The organism is Sphingomonas sp. Ell38C01, assembly GCF_055231975.1.
The window spans coordinates 1-15,567 of the sequence record NZ_JBUYVA010000002.1; the positions used below are offsets into that span (position 1 = coordinate 1).

General features: G+C 61.1%; 21 protein-coding genes. 13 read left to right on the forward strand and 8 right to left on the reverse strand.

Features of this window, described 5'->3' with window-relative positions; all coding sequences use genetic code 11:
* The first annotated feature begins 319 nt into the window (after positions 1-319).
* Positions 320-754: a DNA-binding protein gene (locus tag ACV7NO_RS17615; RefSeq protein ID WP_463407392.1), complete on the forward strand. Its 435-nt coding sequence runs from the start codon at positions 320-322 to the stop codon at positions 752-754.
* 8 nt (positions 755-762) lie between these two features.
* Here ACV7NO_RS17615 and ACV7NO_RS17620 read toward each other — a convergent pair whose 3' ends face one another.
* The 3 genes from ACV7NO_RS17620 to ACV7NO_RS17630 all read right to left on the reverse strand — a co-directional run bounded on the left by ACV7NO_RS17620 (position 763) and on the right by ACV7NO_RS17630 (position 2,829).
* Positions 763-1,167 carry a hypothetical protein gene (locus ACV7NO_RS17620; protein WP_463407393.1) on the reverse strand — a complete coding sequence of 135 codons (405 nt, stop codon included), beginning with the start codon at positions 1,165-1,167 and terminating at the stop codon, positions 763-765.
* Positions 1,168-1,188: 21 nt separating this feature from the next.
* Positions 1,189-1,737, reverse strand: coding sequence for a recombinase family protein (locus ACV7NO_RS17625; RefSeq protein ID WP_463407394.1), 549 nt, complete (start codon positions 1,735-1,737; stop codon positions 1,189-1,191).
* Positions 1,738-1,824: 87 nt separating this feature from the next.
* Positions 1,825-2,829 (reverse strand): HNH endonuclease, encoded by a 1,005-nt coding sequence (locus ACV7NO_RS17630; RefSeq protein WP_463407395.1) that lies wholly within the window; start codon positions 2,827-2,829, stop codon positions 1,825-1,827.
* A gap of 142 nt (positions 2,830-2,971) precedes the next feature.
* On the opposite strand from ACV7NO_RS17630, the gene ACV7NO_RS17635 reads away from it, so the two are divergent.
* Entirely contained in the window at positions 2,972-3,928 is a 957-nt protein-coding gene (locus tag ACV7NO_RS17635) for a DNA cytosine methyltransferase (RefSeq protein ID WP_463407402.1), read from the forward strand.
* Between the two features lie 19 nt (positions 3,929-3,947).
* On the opposite strand, the gene mobQ (ACV7NO_RS17640) is transcribed toward ACV7NO_RS17635, so the two are convergent.
* On the reverse strand, positions 3,948-4,997 hold the full coding sequence (gene mobQ, locus ACV7NO_RS17640; protein WP_463407396.1) for a MobQ family relaxase: 1,050 nt from the start codon (positions 4,995-4,997) through the stop codon (positions 3,948-3,950).
* 224 nt (positions 4,998-5,221) lie between these two features.
* On the opposite strand from mobQ (ACV7NO_RS17640), the gene ACV7NO_RS17645 reads away from it, so the two are divergent.
* The 5 genes from ACV7NO_RS17645 (at position 5,222) to ACV7NO_RS17665 (ending at position 8,664) form a co-directional block, all read left to right on the forward strand.
* On the forward strand, positions 5,222-5,491 hold the full coding sequence (locus ACV7NO_RS17645) for a mobilization protein (protein ID WP_069064532.1): 270 nt from the start codon (positions 5,222-5,224) through the stop codon (positions 5,489-5,491).
* On the forward strand, positions 5,491-6,384 hold the full coding sequence (locus tag ACV7NO_RS17650; protein WP_463407397.1) for a hypothetical protein: 894 nt from the start codon (positions 5,491-5,493) through the stop codon (positions 6,382-6,384). The genes ACV7NO_RS17645 and ACV7NO_RS17650 overlap by 1 nt, the downstream gene beginning before the upstream one ends.
* Positions 6,381-6,677, forward strand: coding sequence for a hypothetical protein (locus ACV7NO_RS17655; protein WP_463407398.1), 297 nt, complete (start codon positions 6,381-6,383; stop codon positions 6,675-6,677). The genes ACV7NO_RS17650 and ACV7NO_RS17655 overlap by 4 nt, the downstream gene beginning before the upstream one ends.
* 370 nt (positions 6,678-7,047) lie before the next feature.
* Positions 7,048-8,151 carry a replication initiation protein gene (locus ACV7NO_RS17660; RefSeq protein ID WP_463407399.1) on the forward strand — a complete coding sequence of 368 codons (1,104 nt, stop codon included), beginning with the start codon at positions 7,048-7,050 and terminating at the stop codon, positions 8,149-8,151.
* Positions 8,152-8,229: 78 nt separating this feature from the next.
* Positions 8,230-8,664: a DNA-binding protein gene (locus ACV7NO_RS17665; RefSeq protein ID WP_463407392.1), complete on the forward strand. Its 435-nt coding sequence runs from the start codon at positions 8,230-8,232 to the stop codon at positions 8,662-8,664.
* A gap of 8 nt (positions 8,665-8,672) precedes the next feature.
* Here the strand turns inward: ACV7NO_RS17665 and ACV7NO_RS17670 are convergent, their stop codons facing one another.
* The 3 genes from ACV7NO_RS17670 to ACV7NO_RS17680 all read right to left on the reverse strand — a co-directional run bounded on the left by ACV7NO_RS17670 (position 8,673) and on the right by ACV7NO_RS17680 (position 10,739).
* Positions 8,673-9,077, reverse strand: coding sequence for a hypothetical protein (locus ACV7NO_RS17670; RefSeq protein ID WP_463407393.1), 405 nt, complete (start codon positions 9,075-9,077; stop codon positions 8,673-8,675).
* Positions 9,078-9,098: 21 nt separating this feature from the next.
* A complete protein-coding gene (locus tag ACV7NO_RS17675) occupies positions 9,099-9,647 on the reverse strand; it encodes a recombinase family protein (RefSeq protein WP_463407394.1) in 549 nt (182 codons plus the stop codon).
* Positions 9,648-9,734: 87 nt separating this feature from the next.
* Positions 9,735-10,739: an HNH endonuclease gene (locus ACV7NO_RS17680; RefSeq protein WP_463407395.1), complete on the reverse strand. Its 1,005-nt coding sequence runs from the start codon at positions 10,737-10,739 to the stop codon at positions 9,735-9,737.
* A 142-nt stretch (positions 10,740-10,881) separates the two neighbouring features.
* Between ACV7NO_RS17680 and ACV7NO_RS17685 the strand changes: the two genes are divergently transcribed.
* Positions 10,882-11,838, forward strand: coding sequence for a DNA cytosine methyltransferase (locus ACV7NO_RS17685; RefSeq protein WP_463407402.1), 957 nt, complete (start codon positions 10,882-10,884; stop codon positions 11,836-11,838).
* Positions 11,839-11,857: 19 nt separating this feature from the next.
* On the opposite strand, the gene mobQ (ACV7NO_RS17690) is transcribed toward ACV7NO_RS17685, so the two are convergent.
* Complete coding sequence (mobQ, locus tag ACV7NO_RS17690) at positions 11,858-12,907, reverse strand: MobQ family relaxase (RefSeq protein WP_463407396.1); 1,050 nt, start codon at positions 12,905-12,907, stop codon at positions 11,858-11,860.
* A 224-nt stretch (positions 12,908-13,131) separates the two neighbouring features.
* Here mobQ (ACV7NO_RS17690) and ACV7NO_RS17695 point away from each other — a divergent pair, with 224 nt between their 5' ends.
* The 5 genes from ACV7NO_RS17695 to ACV7NO_RS17715 form a co-directional block, all read left to right on the forward strand.
* Positions 13,132-13,401: a mobilization protein gene (locus ACV7NO_RS17695; RefSeq protein WP_069064532.1), complete on the forward strand. Its 270-nt coding sequence runs from the start codon at positions 13,132-13,134 to the stop codon at positions 13,399-13,401.
* On the forward strand, positions 13,401-14,294 hold the full coding sequence (locus tag ACV7NO_RS17700; protein ID WP_463407397.1) for a hypothetical protein: 894 nt from the start codon (positions 13,401-13,403) through the stop codon (positions 14,292-14,294). The genes ACV7NO_RS17695 and ACV7NO_RS17700 overlap by 1 nt, the downstream gene beginning before the upstream one ends.
* Positions 14,291-14,587, forward strand: a complete 297-nt coding sequence (locus tag ACV7NO_RS17705; RefSeq protein ID WP_463407398.1) for a hypothetical protein — start codon at positions 14,291-14,293, stop codon at positions 14,585-14,587. Before ACV7NO_RS17700 ends, ACV7NO_RS17705 begins: the two co-directional genes overlap by 4 nt.
* A gap of 371 nt (positions 14,588-14,958) precedes the next feature.
* A complete protein-coding gene (locus ACV7NO_RS17710) occupies positions 14,959-15,120 on the forward strand; it encodes a hypothetical protein (RefSeq protein WP_463407400.1) in 162 nt (53 codons plus the stop codon).
* A gap of 136 nt (positions 15,121-15,256) precedes the next feature.
* Positions 15,257-15,567 (forward strand): hypothetical protein (locus tag ACV7NO_RS17715; RefSeq protein ID WP_463407401.1); only part of this gene is annotated, 311 nt, incomplete at its 3' end.

A 15,567-nucleotide genomic window follows, 5' to 3' on the forward strand; every position in this document is an offset into this window, starting at 1 on the left:
CGCCAGCCTTTCGGTTTCGGACATACTGCGGTGGCCTGCCGACGATCAGGTGTCGGAATATCGGACGCCAGACCTCTATGCGATCGGCCTTGCCAATGGCGGGGGCCATGCGATCCAACGGCTAGCGGATCAATACGTCCGCGTCCGATCCGACCGGCGACGGCAACTCCGGGGTGATGCCCTTCGCGATGATTGGACCACATGGGTGAAGGGTTGCGCGGAAAAGTGGGCGAAACCCTGATCCTTGTCTCTGACCGGGTTGCACGATACCCTACGGCAACCGGTCATGGTTCCCGGTTGGAAACACGGGAATAAGCCTATGACCACGGTGTCGATGACGAAGGGTGCCGAGCTGGCGGGCGTCAGCAAAGGAACCGTCTCGAAAGCCCTTAAATCGGGGCGTCTTAGCTATGCCGAGAAGACCGATAATGGCTACCTGATCGACACATCTGAGCTATTCCGAGTGTTCCCCCCGAAACAGCCGGAAACGGTTGAAACGGGCCGTTCCGATACCCCTATCGGAAACAGGGAAACCCTAATGGAAACAGGGGGGTTGCTCCGAGAAGTTGAATTGTTGCGTGAACAGCTTCGTGATCGCGAAGGCGTGGTTGATGATCTGCGGCAACGGCTCGATAAATCCGAGGACGAACGCCGGGAAGCACAGGCCCGAGTGATCGGTCTACTAGCGGGACCAGGGCCAACGGAATCCAAGAGAGGGTTCTTTGGGCGCTTGTTTGGCCGGCCTGACGAGTGATGCGCGGTTTAGCGTGCGCCAATATAGCTCAGAAAGTGCGGGTAGCCTTTCGGGTCCATCGTATCCTGTAGGGTTACAACGGCCGTTGCAGCTGCCAGATACATCGCTTCCGCCTCATCCTTGCTGCGCATCTTTTCAGGCATGCCTGTTTCCCGACGCGCCTCCCTCATCGCGGCTACTGCATCTTCAAAATCTGATAGCGTGCCATTGATAGCGCAGACGCCACCCCACCGGGCGGACCATGCTTGCTCGGTCGAGCACCCCTCGCTTAACAACTCTGCCGCGTACCCCTGCTCGACAACATGAAGGTCCAGCTCAGGCCGATGCTGGCGAGTGACAGCAATCTGCATGTAGCCTTTTGCCGCAAAATGCAGGTCTGGCTTGGCAGCCTTCTTTTTGAAAAAACCGAACATCGATGCTTATGGCCTTTCTACTTATCGCCGTAACAGCCGCGATATCGTTGCCTGATCCACGTCGAACAGCGCCGCGACGGTGCGTTGCGTATCGCCGGCTGCAAGGCGCTGTAGCGCCTCGGTCTGTTGATGGGGGGTGAGGGCGGCACGTCGACCGAACTTCACGCCACGGGCCTTGGCCTGAACCCTGCCGGCAGTTGTGCGCTCGGTGATGCGCTGCCGCTCATAGCTCGCCGCGATCCCCAGCACGGCAATAACGACCTCGGCGAACTGCGAGGTGGTGTCCACCATCGGCTCCGCGATCGAGCGGAAGCCCGCGCCGGCCTCCTTCACCGCATGGAGGATGTTCAACAGGTCACGGGTGTTGCGGGCCAGGCGATCGGTTGCCGTCACCATCAGCACGTCGCCGGCATCGAGCGCGCCGATCGCGCGCTTGAGCTGGGGCCGCTCGGCCGTCGCGGCGCTGACCTTCTCGCGGTAGATCTTGGTGCAGCCGGCCGCGTCGAGCTGGGCGAGCTGCTGCGCCAGATCCTGCCCGTTGGATGAGACGCGCGCATAGCCGTAAATCATGCTCCGATTGTGCATCGGAATTATGCATCATGGAAGCGCCCGGATTTCAGCCATTTTCCGGGTGATGCAAAACCTTTGATTTTCGCATCACGCAGCCACCGCAAGCTTCAACGCTCTTACCTCCTCAATGGTCAGGCAAGGCTTTTGGCTATGGATCACCCGATGGCAGCTCGCACACACCATCGCCATGTCATCTACATGAACGATGCTGTCGGGCTGGAGTTCTTCAATCGGTATTTTGTGGTGCGCTTCAATACACCGCTCGCCACGATCATCATAAAGTAACTCTGGCTTAAGATCGCAGGCAATACACCACAGCTTACCGCCATTCTTAGTCTTATAATGCTTTTTAGCTCTCGCCGCGAACTTTCTGTCTCTCTCTTTATAAGCATGAACTCTGGTTAGGATACGACCTTCCTTGCCTGTTATTTCCTCTTCCAGATCGGTTTCTGGAAGACTCTCGAAATGTATCAGATTTGTGGCTGACCCGGCATTTGTCATGCCGAAATGTTCGGCCTGCGCCAAAATATAGGTATCTGCCGCTTTTCTGATCTCTACCGTATTTACGGCCCCCATAATCTTGGCAGCGTGCCCTTTGATAGCTTCGGCAATCTTTGGGTAATTATTTGCTACCATGTCAGCTTCGGCAATGTCAGCTGCGATAGCCCCAAAGCGGTCCTGCAAATCAACCTTGAAGTCTGTGTGAAGTATGGAGACGCGGAGTGGAGCAAGCGTTACGGTAAGACCGTCATCCTCGATCACATCGAAGTCCATTGCATCCATGACAAAGGACTTGTTTTCAAGAGGAAACACTAGCGGAGTATGGTGATCTTCCCGACGAAATTCGGGTAGACGCGCCACCGCCATAACTAGCTGCGGTAAGTGCATCTTCTTGCGATTGTTCGAATCGAACTTGCGAAGCCTTGGCTTTCCCTGCGGTTGGGCATTTACACCACGCACCTCGGCAGGAATGGTGAGGTTCAAGGCCTCAAAAAATACGTTGATCTCTCGATCTTCCAGACTGTCTGCGGGTACGTACTCGAACTCGCCACGTCCGCCCGACGGTCGCCACCGGACAGAAATACTCTCCATCGTCAGGTCTCTCCCCACCGCTCCGGATTCAAGCTAGCACCCAGACACGGAATATGCAATTCTCGCGCAGGCGTCCCGCGTTGACGTGATGCATGACGCTGTTTATGCAAGTGTTCCTGTTACGTTCTAGGGGTTCGAAGTTCTGCCTTACACCGTCGCCTCGTTCTTTTCGGGCATTGGTGGCCTCGATCTCGGTTTGGAGCGGGCCGGCTTCGACGTGCGGTTTCAATGCGAGGTCAAGCCCTTCTGCCGTGACATTTTGAAGCAGCACTGGCCCGATCTTCCCCTAAATACTGACATTAGGAAGTTGGATGACGCAGATATCCCTGAAACTGATATCTGGGCGGCAGGATTCCCCTGCCAAGACCTCTCGCTTGCTCGAATGGGGCCGCGATCTGGGCTTAGAGGAAACCAATCTGGGCTCTTTCACGACTTTATGCGACTCGTTGGAGCACGTCTTCCAAGAGCAATTATCCTCGAAAACGTGCACGGGCTTCTCTCTAGTCACGGAGGACGCGACTTCACCGTCGTACTCAAGGCGCTGGACGAACTCGGGTATGGTGTCGCATGGCGTGTGCTTAACAGTAAAGACTTCGGAGTCCCCCAGCAGCGGCGTCGAGTCTACATTGTTGCCATGCATCGAGACGCAGGAAGTGCCGGAGAAGTACTTTTTGAGCCAAAATGCGGCGACTGGAATTCTAAGAAGGGTCGATCGGATGGGAAGAAATCTTCCTCCATCTTTCAGACAATCCTTGGAGATACTGTCAGAGGACCGCTCGTAAAGAGCGTTGCCCACTGTATCTATGCCGAGTCAGCTCGGCATACCGGGACGGACTGGTCGCGGAATTACGTCTGGTATCCCGAAGGACGTGTACGGCGCTTCACGCCAAACGAAGTTGAGCGTGTCCAAGGTTTCCCCGATGATTGGACAAGGCCCAAGGGCTTTGACGAGAAGCAATCGGATCGCATCGACAGCCTACGCTATCACGCGGTCGGAAATGCGGTAACGCCACCCGTCGCAGAATGGGTCGGGCATCGCCTCTATGAAGTTCTGCAACGGCAGGACAGTGCGACGTTGCGCCAGAGCCTACGCGCCTAAAGCGCATAGACCGCGGTCTCTACCGCTCGAACCCGATATCCGGTCCGTCGCGGTCGTGCCCGCGCTGGCGTTGTCGCTGCCGATCGCGCTCGTCCTGTCCATGGTCGAGGGCCGGCGTCTGCTGCTGCCGGGGTGAGTGATCCAGCGCCGGCACCGCCTCGAACCCGTCGCCGGCACTGGTCTGCAACCCCGCCCGCATCGTTCGCGCCGCGCCCTGCACCAGGCTCGCCATGCCGTGCGCCGCCAGCTCGGCCCGGTCGCGCACCCGCTGCCCCATCTCCTGCAGCCACTCCCGGCCGCGCTCGAGATAGGCTCCCAGCCCGCGCTTCTCCTCGATCGCCTCGTTCATCTGCCCGCGCGGGGTGACGGCGTGCGGTTCCTCGCCCGCCGCGATCTGCTCGGCATACGCGCGCCGCTCGATCGCGGCCGACGCATGGCCCATCTTCACGGTCGGCTCCATTTCGACACCCTGGCGGGCATAGCTGCGATGATCGACCCGCTCGGCCACCTGCGCCAGTTCCAGCGCGTCGTTGACCTGTTCGGCCCACCGCTCCCGGATCGCCTCGACCTCGACCGACGCCGATGATCGCACGTCGAGCTGGCGCGTCTTCGCCCCCAGCCCCTCCGCGTCCACTACCCGCGTCGTCGTCATGACGTGGGCATGGTGGTTGCGATCGTCGCCATAGTCATGAGGGGCGTGGATCGCGGCATCCACAGCCACCCCGTAACGGTCGCGGATATCTTCCGCGAAAGCATGAACCAGGTCGCGGCGCTGGCCGGCGTCCAGCTCGGCCGGTAGCCCCAGCTCGTATTCCCGCGCCACCTTGGCGTCCTTGCGCTTCTCCGCCGCCTCGGCCGCGTTCCACAACGCCGATCGGTCCTGCGCCCACTCCGCGCCTTCCGGCACGACGATGAACGCATCCTCGACGCCGCCCCGCCGCGTGTAATCGTGCACCAGGCCGTCGCGCTCGTTTTCGAGGCAGACGCCAGCACGATACGCGATCGCCGCGACCGCGCTGCGCCCGGTCGAGCGCGACACCGATTTTACCGCCAGATGGTAGATCGCCATCGCCGTGCACTGCCTTCTCAAACGTAGTCCAGCGGCATGACGCTGGTCGGGGTGTGGGGCCGAGGTCCCGCTGTCGCTTGCGACATGGGTGCAGGGTGTCCCTGCCGCACGCATTACGCAGTAATGCTAAAGTGCGCCCTTGTCTCCTACTGTCGTCTCGGGTGGCTTCGTTTGTCGGTTTGCGCTATGCTCGCTTTGTGATCGTGCTTTGACGCGGAGAAGGTATGGCTGCCCCCACTCCCGAGTCTGTCGAACTGGCGAAGAAACGTCTGGCTCAGGCCAAGGCTCGTCTCGATGCGCTCAATGCCCGGATCGCCACCGAAGGCCGTCGCCTCGATACCCGCCGCAAGATCATTCTGGGTGGCCTGCTACTCGATGCCGCCACCAAGGATCAGCGGTTCGCCGGCATCGTCACCGAGCTGACCCATCGCATCAGCCGCGATCAGGACAGGAAACCATTTGAGGGGTGGACACTGCCCGGGGAGGACCGCTGATGGACCGCGACCGCGACGACGATCCTCGCCGCTTGCTCGACCAGGCGCGCCAGCTCCAAGATCAGGGACGCGGAAGGGTAAGGGGCCGTGGCGAAGACCGGGCCGATCCCCCGGCCGGCAAGTTCGACCCGGCCGAGTTCGACATGCCCCCCGATCCGCCGCCATCTGCTGCCGGTCGCGCTCGGGGTGCTGCCGACGCCGCCCAGGCGCACAGCTTCTTTTCCCACCTCGATACCAACATCCAGCGCATCCTTGCCGGCTTCGGCACCCTGCGCGACCTGGTGACCGACGTGCGCGCCAGCCTCGCCGATGCCGCCGCTAGGGACGCCCAGCGTGCCGAGGACGAGGAAGCCCGCGATAAGGCCATAGCGGCCCGCCTGGTCGATCCTGCCGTTCTGGCGGCCCGTGCGGAGGCCGGAGCGCGTCATGGGGCCGCAGATGGCCTTGCCGGGGCGGGAGAGACCCTGCGGCGTCGGATCGATGCTGACACGGCCGCGCACGCCGCCCTGAACGATCGTCTTGCCGCCGATGCCGCCGATCGCCGCGCCCATGAACTGCGCCGGCGCCGGTGGGACAGGTGGTGGAACGGCGCGCTCGCCGGCTTCGCCCTGCTGGTGCCTGTTGCGCTTGGTTACGGCTACCACCTCGGGAACGGGGCCGGTGAAGCATCAGGCTATGCCCGCGCCCGTGATGAGGTCGCCGCCGCGAGTTGGGCCAACACCATCAACGGCAAGCTTGCCCGCCAGCTCGACCAGACCAGCGAACAGACCATCCCCGCCATCGCCGCCTGCCCCAAGGATCACGGCTGGAAGCGGGAGAAGCGCGACGGGGCCTACTGGTGCTTCGGCGCGAACCCCGACGCCAAGACCTACAGCGGGTGGTTGCTGCCATGAGCCTCGATGATCGCACCCGCACCTGGCAGCTCGTCATGACAGGCCATGATCTCCAGCACGTCACGCTCGACACCCAAGCCGACATGGCACGGCTGCTCGACCTCGATCCCTCGATATCGCACCTGACACTCGAAATCGGCGACGATCGCGTCCACGTCGCCCGCGACTGGCCTAGCGACCAGTACGATGAAGCCGATCGCCTGATCGATCGCATCGCCGCCTCGGGCGTGTCCGCGATCGTCGTCCACGATGGCAACGGGAAACCCCCTCGCCGTGTGACACCCGGCGAATGATCGCGGACCGCCCTCGCCCCTACTTCTTCCTCGCCAAGCCAGCGGCCGATAGGCCGCCTCTGTGACGGCGTAGCCGGCACGCATCATGGGCGCATCGGCTGAAGGCCGATTCCATCTAAATCTTCTCCGTTTCGCGCGCGGTGATTCATGATTCTAGGATTCTATGATTCAGGGGGGTCGCATCCCACTGATTTAAAAGGCCGATTCCAGCCTATCATGAGGAATGGGGTGGGGTATCATGAGTTTTGGGGTGGGGTATCATGAGGAATGGGGTGGGGTATCATGAGGAATGGGGTGCGTGAAGTGAGGAGCTAGCCTCTCTCATCTCATGATACTTGACCGCGTTGTCGCATCGAACGATTGTGCTGCCATGAGTGGGGCAGCCGACGATAAGCCTGGGCGCACGATGGAAGTTGCGCGGATCGAGAAGGAGCGGGGTTCCGACACGATCGTGCAACCGCGCGAACTGGTCGAGGTCCGCTACGCGCGCGGTGTTTCGCTTACCCTCTCGGCTCGCAAGATTCTCGCCCTGATGATGCACCAGGCCGCTGGCGACGCATGGCGCGACCAAGAACATCGGATCGCCAAGCGCATGCTGCGCGGCTCCCACAATTCCAATGATCGCCTTACCGATACGATCGACGAGCTGATGGGTATCTTTTTTGCGATGCCCGATAAGGTCGAGGGCGACCAAGGGCGGCGCACGTTCCAGATGATCGAGGAGACATTTGAGGGGGGAGAGCAGGGGTGGCTGATCTACCGGTTCACTCGCCGCGCCCGCGATCTTCTGAAAGACAGCGAAGCCTATGCCCTGCTGCACCGGGCAACAGTGCTGGCGTTCGATAGCAAATATGCCCTCGAACTCTACCAGCTCGGAGCCTTGCTCTATCGCCGCGACGTGCCGATCTGGCGGGGGGACGTCGCCACGCTACGGTCCAAACTCGGCGTTCCTGAAGGCACCTATGGGTCCTTTGCCGATCTGCGCCGCTTCGTCCTCGATGCGGCGACGGCCGAAATAAATCAGCTCGTTCCTCAATTCTCGGTCGCCTGGGAGGTCGCAAAGCGAAGGGGCCGCAAGGTCACCGAAGTAGCGATCACATTCCGCCACAAAGCTCCGATCGCTGTTGTAGCGGCAGAGGAAGAAAACGAGCGTCACCGCGCCGGCCGGCGCGCACGGCGCGAAGGAACGGTAGAGACGGTCGTTGATCCTGCTGCGATCATCGCTGCCGCAGCCGCCAGCCTTTCGGTTTCGGACATACTGCGGTGGCCTGCCGACGATCAGGTGTCGGAATATCGGACGCCAGACCTCTATGCGATCGGCCTTGCCAATGGCGGGGGCCATGCGATCCAACGGCTAGCGGATCAATACGTCCGCGTCCGATCCGACCGGCGACGGCAACTCCGGGGTGATGCCCTTCGCGATGATTGGACCACATGGGTGAAGGGTTGCGCGGAAAAGTGGGCGAAACCCTGATCCTTGTCTCTGACCGGGTTGCACGATACCCTACGGCAACCGGTCATGGTTCCCGGTTGGAAACACGGGAATAAGCCTATGACCACGGTGTCGATGACGAAGGGTGCCGAGCTGGCGGGCGTCAGCAAAGGAACCGTCTCGAAAGCCCTTAAATCGGGGCGTCTTAGCTATGCCGAGAAGACCGATAATGGCTACCTGATCGACACATCTGAGCTATTCCGAGTGTTCCCCCCGAAACAGCCGGAAACGGTTGAAACGGGCCGTTCCGATACCCCTATCGGAAACAGGGAAACCCTAATGGAAACAGGGGGGTTGCTCCGAGAAGTTGAATTGTTGCGTGAACAGCTTCGTGATCGCGAAGGCGTGGTTGATGATCTGCGGCAACGGCTCGATAAATCCGAGGACGAACGCCGGGAAGCACAGGCCCGAGTGATCGGTCTACTAGCGGGACCAGGGCCAACGGAATCCAAGAGAGGGTTCTTTGGGCGCTTGTTTGGCCGGCCTGACGAGTGATGCGCGGTTTAGCGTGCGCCAATATAGCTCAGAAAGTGCGGGTAGCCTTTCGGGTCCATCGTATCCTGTAGGGTTACAACGGCCGTTGCAGCTGCCAGATACATCGCTTCCGCCTCATCCTTGCTGCGCATCTTTTCAGGCATGCCTGTTTCCCGACGCGCCTCCCTCATCGCGGCTACTGCATCTTCAAAATCTGATAGCGTGCCATTGATAGCGCAGACGCCACCCCACCGGGCGGACCATGCTTGCTCGGTCGAGCACCCCTCGCTTAACAACTCTGCCGCGTACCCCTGCTCGACAACATGAAGGTCCAGCTCAGGCCGATGCTGGCGAGTGACAGCAATCTGCATGTAGCCTTTTGCCGCAAAATGCAGGTCTGGCTTGGCAGCCTTCTTTTTGAAAAAACCGAACATCGATGCTTATGGCCTTTCTACTTATCGCCGTAACAGCCGCGATATCGTTGCCTGATCCACGTCGAACAGCGCCGCGACGGTGCGTTGCGTATCGCCGGCTGCAAGGCGCTGTAGCGCCTCGGTCTGTTGATGGGGGGTGAGGGCGGCACGTCGACCGAACTTCACGCCACGGGCCTTGGCCTGAACCCTGCCGGCAGTTGTGCGCTCGGTGATGCGCTGCCGCTCATAGCTCGCCGCGATCCCCAGCACGGCAATAACGACCTCGGCGAACTGCGAGGTGGTGTCCACCATCGGCTCCGCGATCGAGCGGAAGCCCGCGCCGGCCTCCTTCACCGCATGGAGGATGTTCAACAGGTCACGGGTGTTGCGGGCCAGGCGATCGGTTGCCGTCACCATCAGCACGTCGCCGGCATCGAGCGCGCCGATCGCGCGCTTGAGCTGGGGCCGCTCGGCCGTCGCGGCGCTGACCTTCTCGCGGTAGATCTTGGTGCAGCCGGCCGCGTCGAGCTGGGCGAGCTGCTGCGCCAGATCCTGCCCGTTGGATGAGACGCGCGCATAGCCGTAAATCATGCTCCGATTGTGCATCGGAATTATGCATCATGGAAGCGCCCGGATTTCAGCCATTTTCCGGGTGATGCAAAACCTTTGATTTTCGCATCACGCAGCCACCGCAAGCTTCAACGCTCTTACCTCCTCAATGGTCAGGCAAGGCTTTTGGCTATGGATCACCCGATGGCAGCTCGCACACACCATCGCCATGTCATCTACATGAACGATGCTGTCGGGCTGGAGTTCTTCAATCGGTATTTTGTGGTGCGCTTCAATACACCGCTCGCCACGATCATCATAAAGTAACTCTGGCTTAAGATCGCAGGCAATACACCACAGCTTACCGCCATTCTTAGTCTTATAATGCTTTTTAGCTCTCGCCGCGAACTTTCTGTCTCTCTCTTTATAAGCATGAACTCTGGTTAGGATACGACCTTCCTTGCCTGTTATTTCCTCTTCCAGATCGGTTTCTGGAAGACTCTCGAAATGTATCAGATTTGTGGCTGACCCGGCATTTGTCATGCCGAAATGTTCGGCCTGCGCCAAAATATAGGTATCTGCCGCTTTTCTGATCTCTACCGTATTTACGGCCCCCATAATCTTGGCAGCGTGCCCTTTGATAGCTTCGGCAATCTTTGGGTAATTATTTGCTACCATGTCAGCTTCGGCAATGTCAGCTGCGATAGCCCCAAAGCGGTCCTGCAAATCAACCTTGAAGTCTGTGTGAAGTATGGAGACGCGGAGTGGAGCAAGCGTTACGGTAAGACCGTCATCCTCGATCACATCGAAGTCCATTGCATCCATGACAAAGGACTTGTTTTCAAGAGGAAACACTAGCGGAGTATGGTGATCTTCCCGACGAAATTCGGGTAGACGCGCCACCGCCATAACTAGCTGCGGTAAGTGCATCTTCTTGCGATTGTTCGAATCGAACTTGCGAAGCCTTGGCTTTCCCTGCGGTTGGGCATTTACACCACGCACCTCGGCAGGAATGGTGAGGTTCAAGGCCTCAAAAAATACGTTGATCTCTCGATCTTCCAGACTGTCTGCGGGTACGTACTCGAACTCGCCACGTCCGCCCGACGGTCGCCACCGGACAGAAATACTCTCCATCGTCAGGTCTCTCCCCACCGCTCCGGATTCAAGCTAGCACCCAGACACGGAATATGCGATTCTCGCGCAGGCGTCCCGCGTTGACGTGATGCATGACGCTGTTTATGCAAGTGTTCCTGTTACGTTCTAGGGGTTCGAAGTTCTGCCTTACACCGTCGCCTCGTTCTTTTCGGGCATTGGTGGCCTCGATCTCGGTTTGGAGCGGGCCGGCTTCGACGTGCGGTTTCAATGCGAGGTCAAGCCCTTCTGCCGTGACATTTTGAAGCAGCACTGGCCCGATCTTCCCCTAAATACTGACATTAGGAAGTTGGATGACGCAGATATCCCTGAAACTGATATCTGGGCGGCAGGATTCCCCTGCCAAGACCTCTCGCTTGCTCGAATGGGGCCGCGATCTGGGCTTAGAGGAAACCAATCTGGGCTCTTTCACGACTTTATGCGACTCGTTGGAGCACGTCTTCCAAGAGCAATTATCCTCGAAAACGTGCACGGGCTTCTCTCTAGTCACGGAGGACGCGACTTCACCGTCGTACTCAAGGCGCTGGACGAACTCGGGTATGGTGTCGCATGGCGTGTGCTTAACAGTAAAGACTTCGGAGTCCCCCAGCAGCGGCGTCGAGTCTACATTGTTGCCATGCATCGAGACGCAGGAAGTGCCGGAGAAGTACTTTTTGAGCCAAAATGCGGCGACTGGAATTCTAAGAAGGGTCGATCGGATGGGAAGAAATCTTCCTCCATCTTTCAGACAATCCTTGGAGATACTGTCAGAGGACCGCTCGTAAAGAGCGTTGCCCACTGTATCTATGCCGAGTCAGCTCGGCATACCGGGACGGACTGGTCGCGGAATTACGTCTGGTATCCCGAAGGACGTGTACGGCGCTTCACGCCAAACGAAGTTGAGCGTGTCCAAGGTTTCCCCGATGATTGGACAAGGCCCAAGGGCTTTGACGAGAAGCAATCGGATCGCATCGACAGCCTACGCTATCACGCGGTCGGAAATGCGGTAACGCCACCCGTCGCAGAATGGGTCGGGCATCGCCTCTATGAAGTTCTGCAACGGCAGGACAGTGCGACGTTGCGCCAGAGCCTACGCGCCTAAAGCGCATAGACCGCGGTCTCTACCGCTCGAACCCGATATCCGGTCCGTCGCGGTCGTGCCCGCGCTGGCGTTGTCGCTGCCGATCGCGCTCGTCCTGTCCATGGTCGAGGGCCGGCGTCTGCTGCTGCCGGGGTGAGTGATCCAGCGCCGGCACCGCCTCGAACCCGTCGCCGGCACTGGTCTGCAACCCCGCCCGCATCGTTCGCGCCGCGCCCTGCACCAGGCTCGCCATGCCGTGCGCCGCCAGCTCGGCCCGGTCGCGCACCCGCTGCCCCATCTCCTGCAGCCACTCCCGGCCGCGCTCGAGATAGGCTCCCAGCCCGCGCTTCTCCTCGATCGCCTCGTTCATCTGCCCGCGCGGGGTGACGGCGTGCGGTTCCTCGCCCGCCGCGATCTGCTCGGCATACGCGCGCCGCTCGATCGCGGCCGACGCATGGCCCATCTTCACGGTCGGCTCCATTTCGACACCCTGGCGGGCATAGCTGCGATGATCGACCCGCTCGGCCACCTGCGCCAGTTCCAGCGCGTCGTTGACCTGTTCGGCCCACCGCTCCCGGATCGCCTCGACCTCGACCGACGCCGATGATCGCACGTCGAGCTGGCGCGTCTTCGCCCCCAGCCCCTCCGCGTCCACTACCCGCGTCGTCGTCATGACGTGGGCATGGTGGTTGCGATCGTCGCCATAGTCATGAGGGGCGTGGATCGCGGCATCCACAGCCACCCCGTAACGGTCGCGGATATCTTCCGCGAAAGCATGAACCAGGTCGCGGCGCTGGCCGGCGTCCAGCTCGGCCGGTAGCCCCAGCTCGTATTCCCGCGCCACCTTGGCGTCCTTGCGCTTCTCCGCCGCCTCGGCCGCGTTCCACAACGCCGATCGGTCCTGCGCCCACTCCGCGCCTTCCGGCACGACGATGAACGCATCCTCGACGCCGCCCCGCCGCGTGTAATCGTGCACCAGGCCGTCGCGCTCGTTTTCGAGGCAGACGCCAGCACGATACGCGATCGCCGCGACCGCGCTGCGCCCGGTCGAGCGCGACACCGATTTTACCGCCAGATGGTAGATCGCCATCGCCGTGCACTGCCTTCTCAAACGTAGTCCAGCGGCATGACGCTGGTCGGGGTGTGGGGCCGAGGTCCCGCTGTCGCTTGCGACATGGGTGCAGGGTGTCCCTGCCGCACGCATTACGCAGTAATGCTAAAGTGCGCCCTTGTCTCCTACTGTCGTCTCGGGTGGCTTCGTTTGTCGGTTTGCGCTATGCTCGCTTTGTGATCGTGCTTTGACGCGGAGAAGGTATGGCTGCCCCCACTCCCGAGTCTGTCGAACTGGCGAAGAAACGTCTGGCTCAGGCCAAGGCTCGTCTCGATGCGCTCAATGCCCGGATCGCCACCGAAGGCCGTCGCCTCGATACCCGCCGCAAGATCATTCTGGGTGGCCTGCTACTCGATGCCGCCACCAAGGATCAGCGGTTCGCCGGCATCGTCACCGAGCTGACCCATCGCATCAGCCGCGATCAGGACAGGAAACCATTTGAGGGGTGGACACTGCCCGGGGAGGACCGCTGATGGACCGCGACCGCGACGACGATCCTCGCCGCTTGCTCGACCAGGCGCGCCAGCTCCAAGATCAGGGACGCGGAAGGGTAAGGGGCCGTGGCGAAGACCGGGCCGATCCCCCGGCCGGCAAGTTCGACCCGGCCGAGTTCGACATGCCCCCCGATCCGCCGCCATCTGCTGCCGGTCGCGCTCGGGGTGCTGCCGACGCCGCCCAGGCGCACAGCTTCTTTTCCCACCTCGATACCAACATCCAGCGCATCCTTGCCGGCTTCGGCACCCTGCGCGACCTGGTGACCGACGTGCGCGCCAGCCTCGCCGATGCCGCCGCTAGGGACGCCCAGCGTGCCGAGGACGAGGAAGCCCGCGATAAGGCCATAGCGGCCCGCCTGGTCGATCCTGCCGTTCTGGCGGCCCGTGCGGAGGCCGGAGCGCGTCATGGGGCCGCAGATGGCCTTGCCGGGGCGGGAGAGACCCTGCGGCGTCGGATCGATGCTGACACGGCCGCGCACGCCGCCCTGAACGATCGTCTTGCCGCCGATGCCGCCGATCGCCGCGCCCATGAACTGCGCCGGCGCCGGTGGGACAGGTGGTGGAACGGCGCGCTCGCCGGCTTCGCCCTGCTGGTGCCTGTTGCGCTTGGTTACGGCTACCACCTCGGGAACGGGGCCGGTGAAGCATCAGGCTATGCCCGCGCCCGTGATGAGGTCGCCGCCGCGAGTTGGGCCAACACCATCAACGGCAAGCTTGCCCGCCAGCTCGACCAGACCAGCGAACAGACCATCCCCGCCATCGCCGCCTGCCCCAAGGATCACGGCTGGAAGCGGGAGAAGCGCGACGGGGCCTACTGGTGCTTCGGCGCGAACCCCGACGCCAAGACCTACAGCGGGTGGTTGCTGCCATGAGCCTCGATGATCGCACCCGCACCTGGCAGCTCGTCATGACAGGCCATGATCTCCAGCACGTCACGCTCGACACCCAAGCCGACATGGCACGGCTGCTCGACCTCGATCCCTCGATATCGCACCTGACACTCGAAATCGGCGACGATCGCGTCCACGTCGCCCGCGACTGGCCTAGCGACCAGTACGATGAAGCCGATCGCCTGATCGATCGCATCGCCGCCTCGGGCGTGTCCGCGATCGTCGTCCACGATGGCAACGGGAAACCCCCTCGCCGTGTGACACCCGGCGAATGATCGCGGACCGCCCTCGCCCCTACTTCTTCCTCGCCAAGCCAGCGGCCGATAGGCCGCCTCTGTGACGGCGTAGCCGGCACGCATCATGGGCGCATCGGCTGAAGGCCGATTCCATCTAAATCTTCTCCGTTTCGCGCGCGGTGATTTATGATTTTAGGATTTTATGATTTAGGGGGGGTCGCATCCCACTGATTTAAAAGGCCGATTCCAGCCTATCATGAGGAATGGGGTGGGGTATCATGAGTTTTGGGGTGGGGTATCATGAGGAATGGGGTGGGGTATCATGAGGAATGGGGTGCGTGAAGTGAGGAGCTAGCCTCTCTCATCTCATGATACTTGACCGCGTTGTCGCATCGAACGATTGTGCTGCCATGAGTGGGGCAGCCGACGATAAGCCTGGGCGCACGATGGAAGTTGCGCGGATCGAGAAGGAGCGGGGTTCCGACACGATCGTGCAACCGCGCGAACTGGTCGAGGTCCGCTACGCGCGCGGTGTTTCGCTTACCCTCTCGGCTCGCAAGATTCTGCCCTGATGATGCACCAGGCCGCTGGCGACGCATGGCGCGTACCAAGAACATCGGATCGCCAAGCGCATGCTGCGCGGCTCCCACAATTCCAATGATCGCCTTACCGATACGATCGACGAGCTGATGGGTATCTTTTTCGGCGATGCCCGATAAGGTCGAGGGCGACCAAGGGCGGCGCACGTTCCAGATGATCGAGGAGACATTTGAGGGGGGAGAGCAGGGGTGGCTGATCCACCCGTTCACTCGCCGCGCCCGCGATCTTCTGAAAGACAGCGAAGCCTATGCCCTGCTGCACCGGAACAGCGCCCGGCGTTCGATAGCAAATATGCCCTCGAACTCTACCAGCTCGGAGCCTTGCTCTATCGCCGCGACGTGCCGATCTGGCGGGGGGACGTCGCCACGCTACGGTCCAAACTCGGCGTTCCTGAAGGCACCGATGGGTCCTTTGCCGAT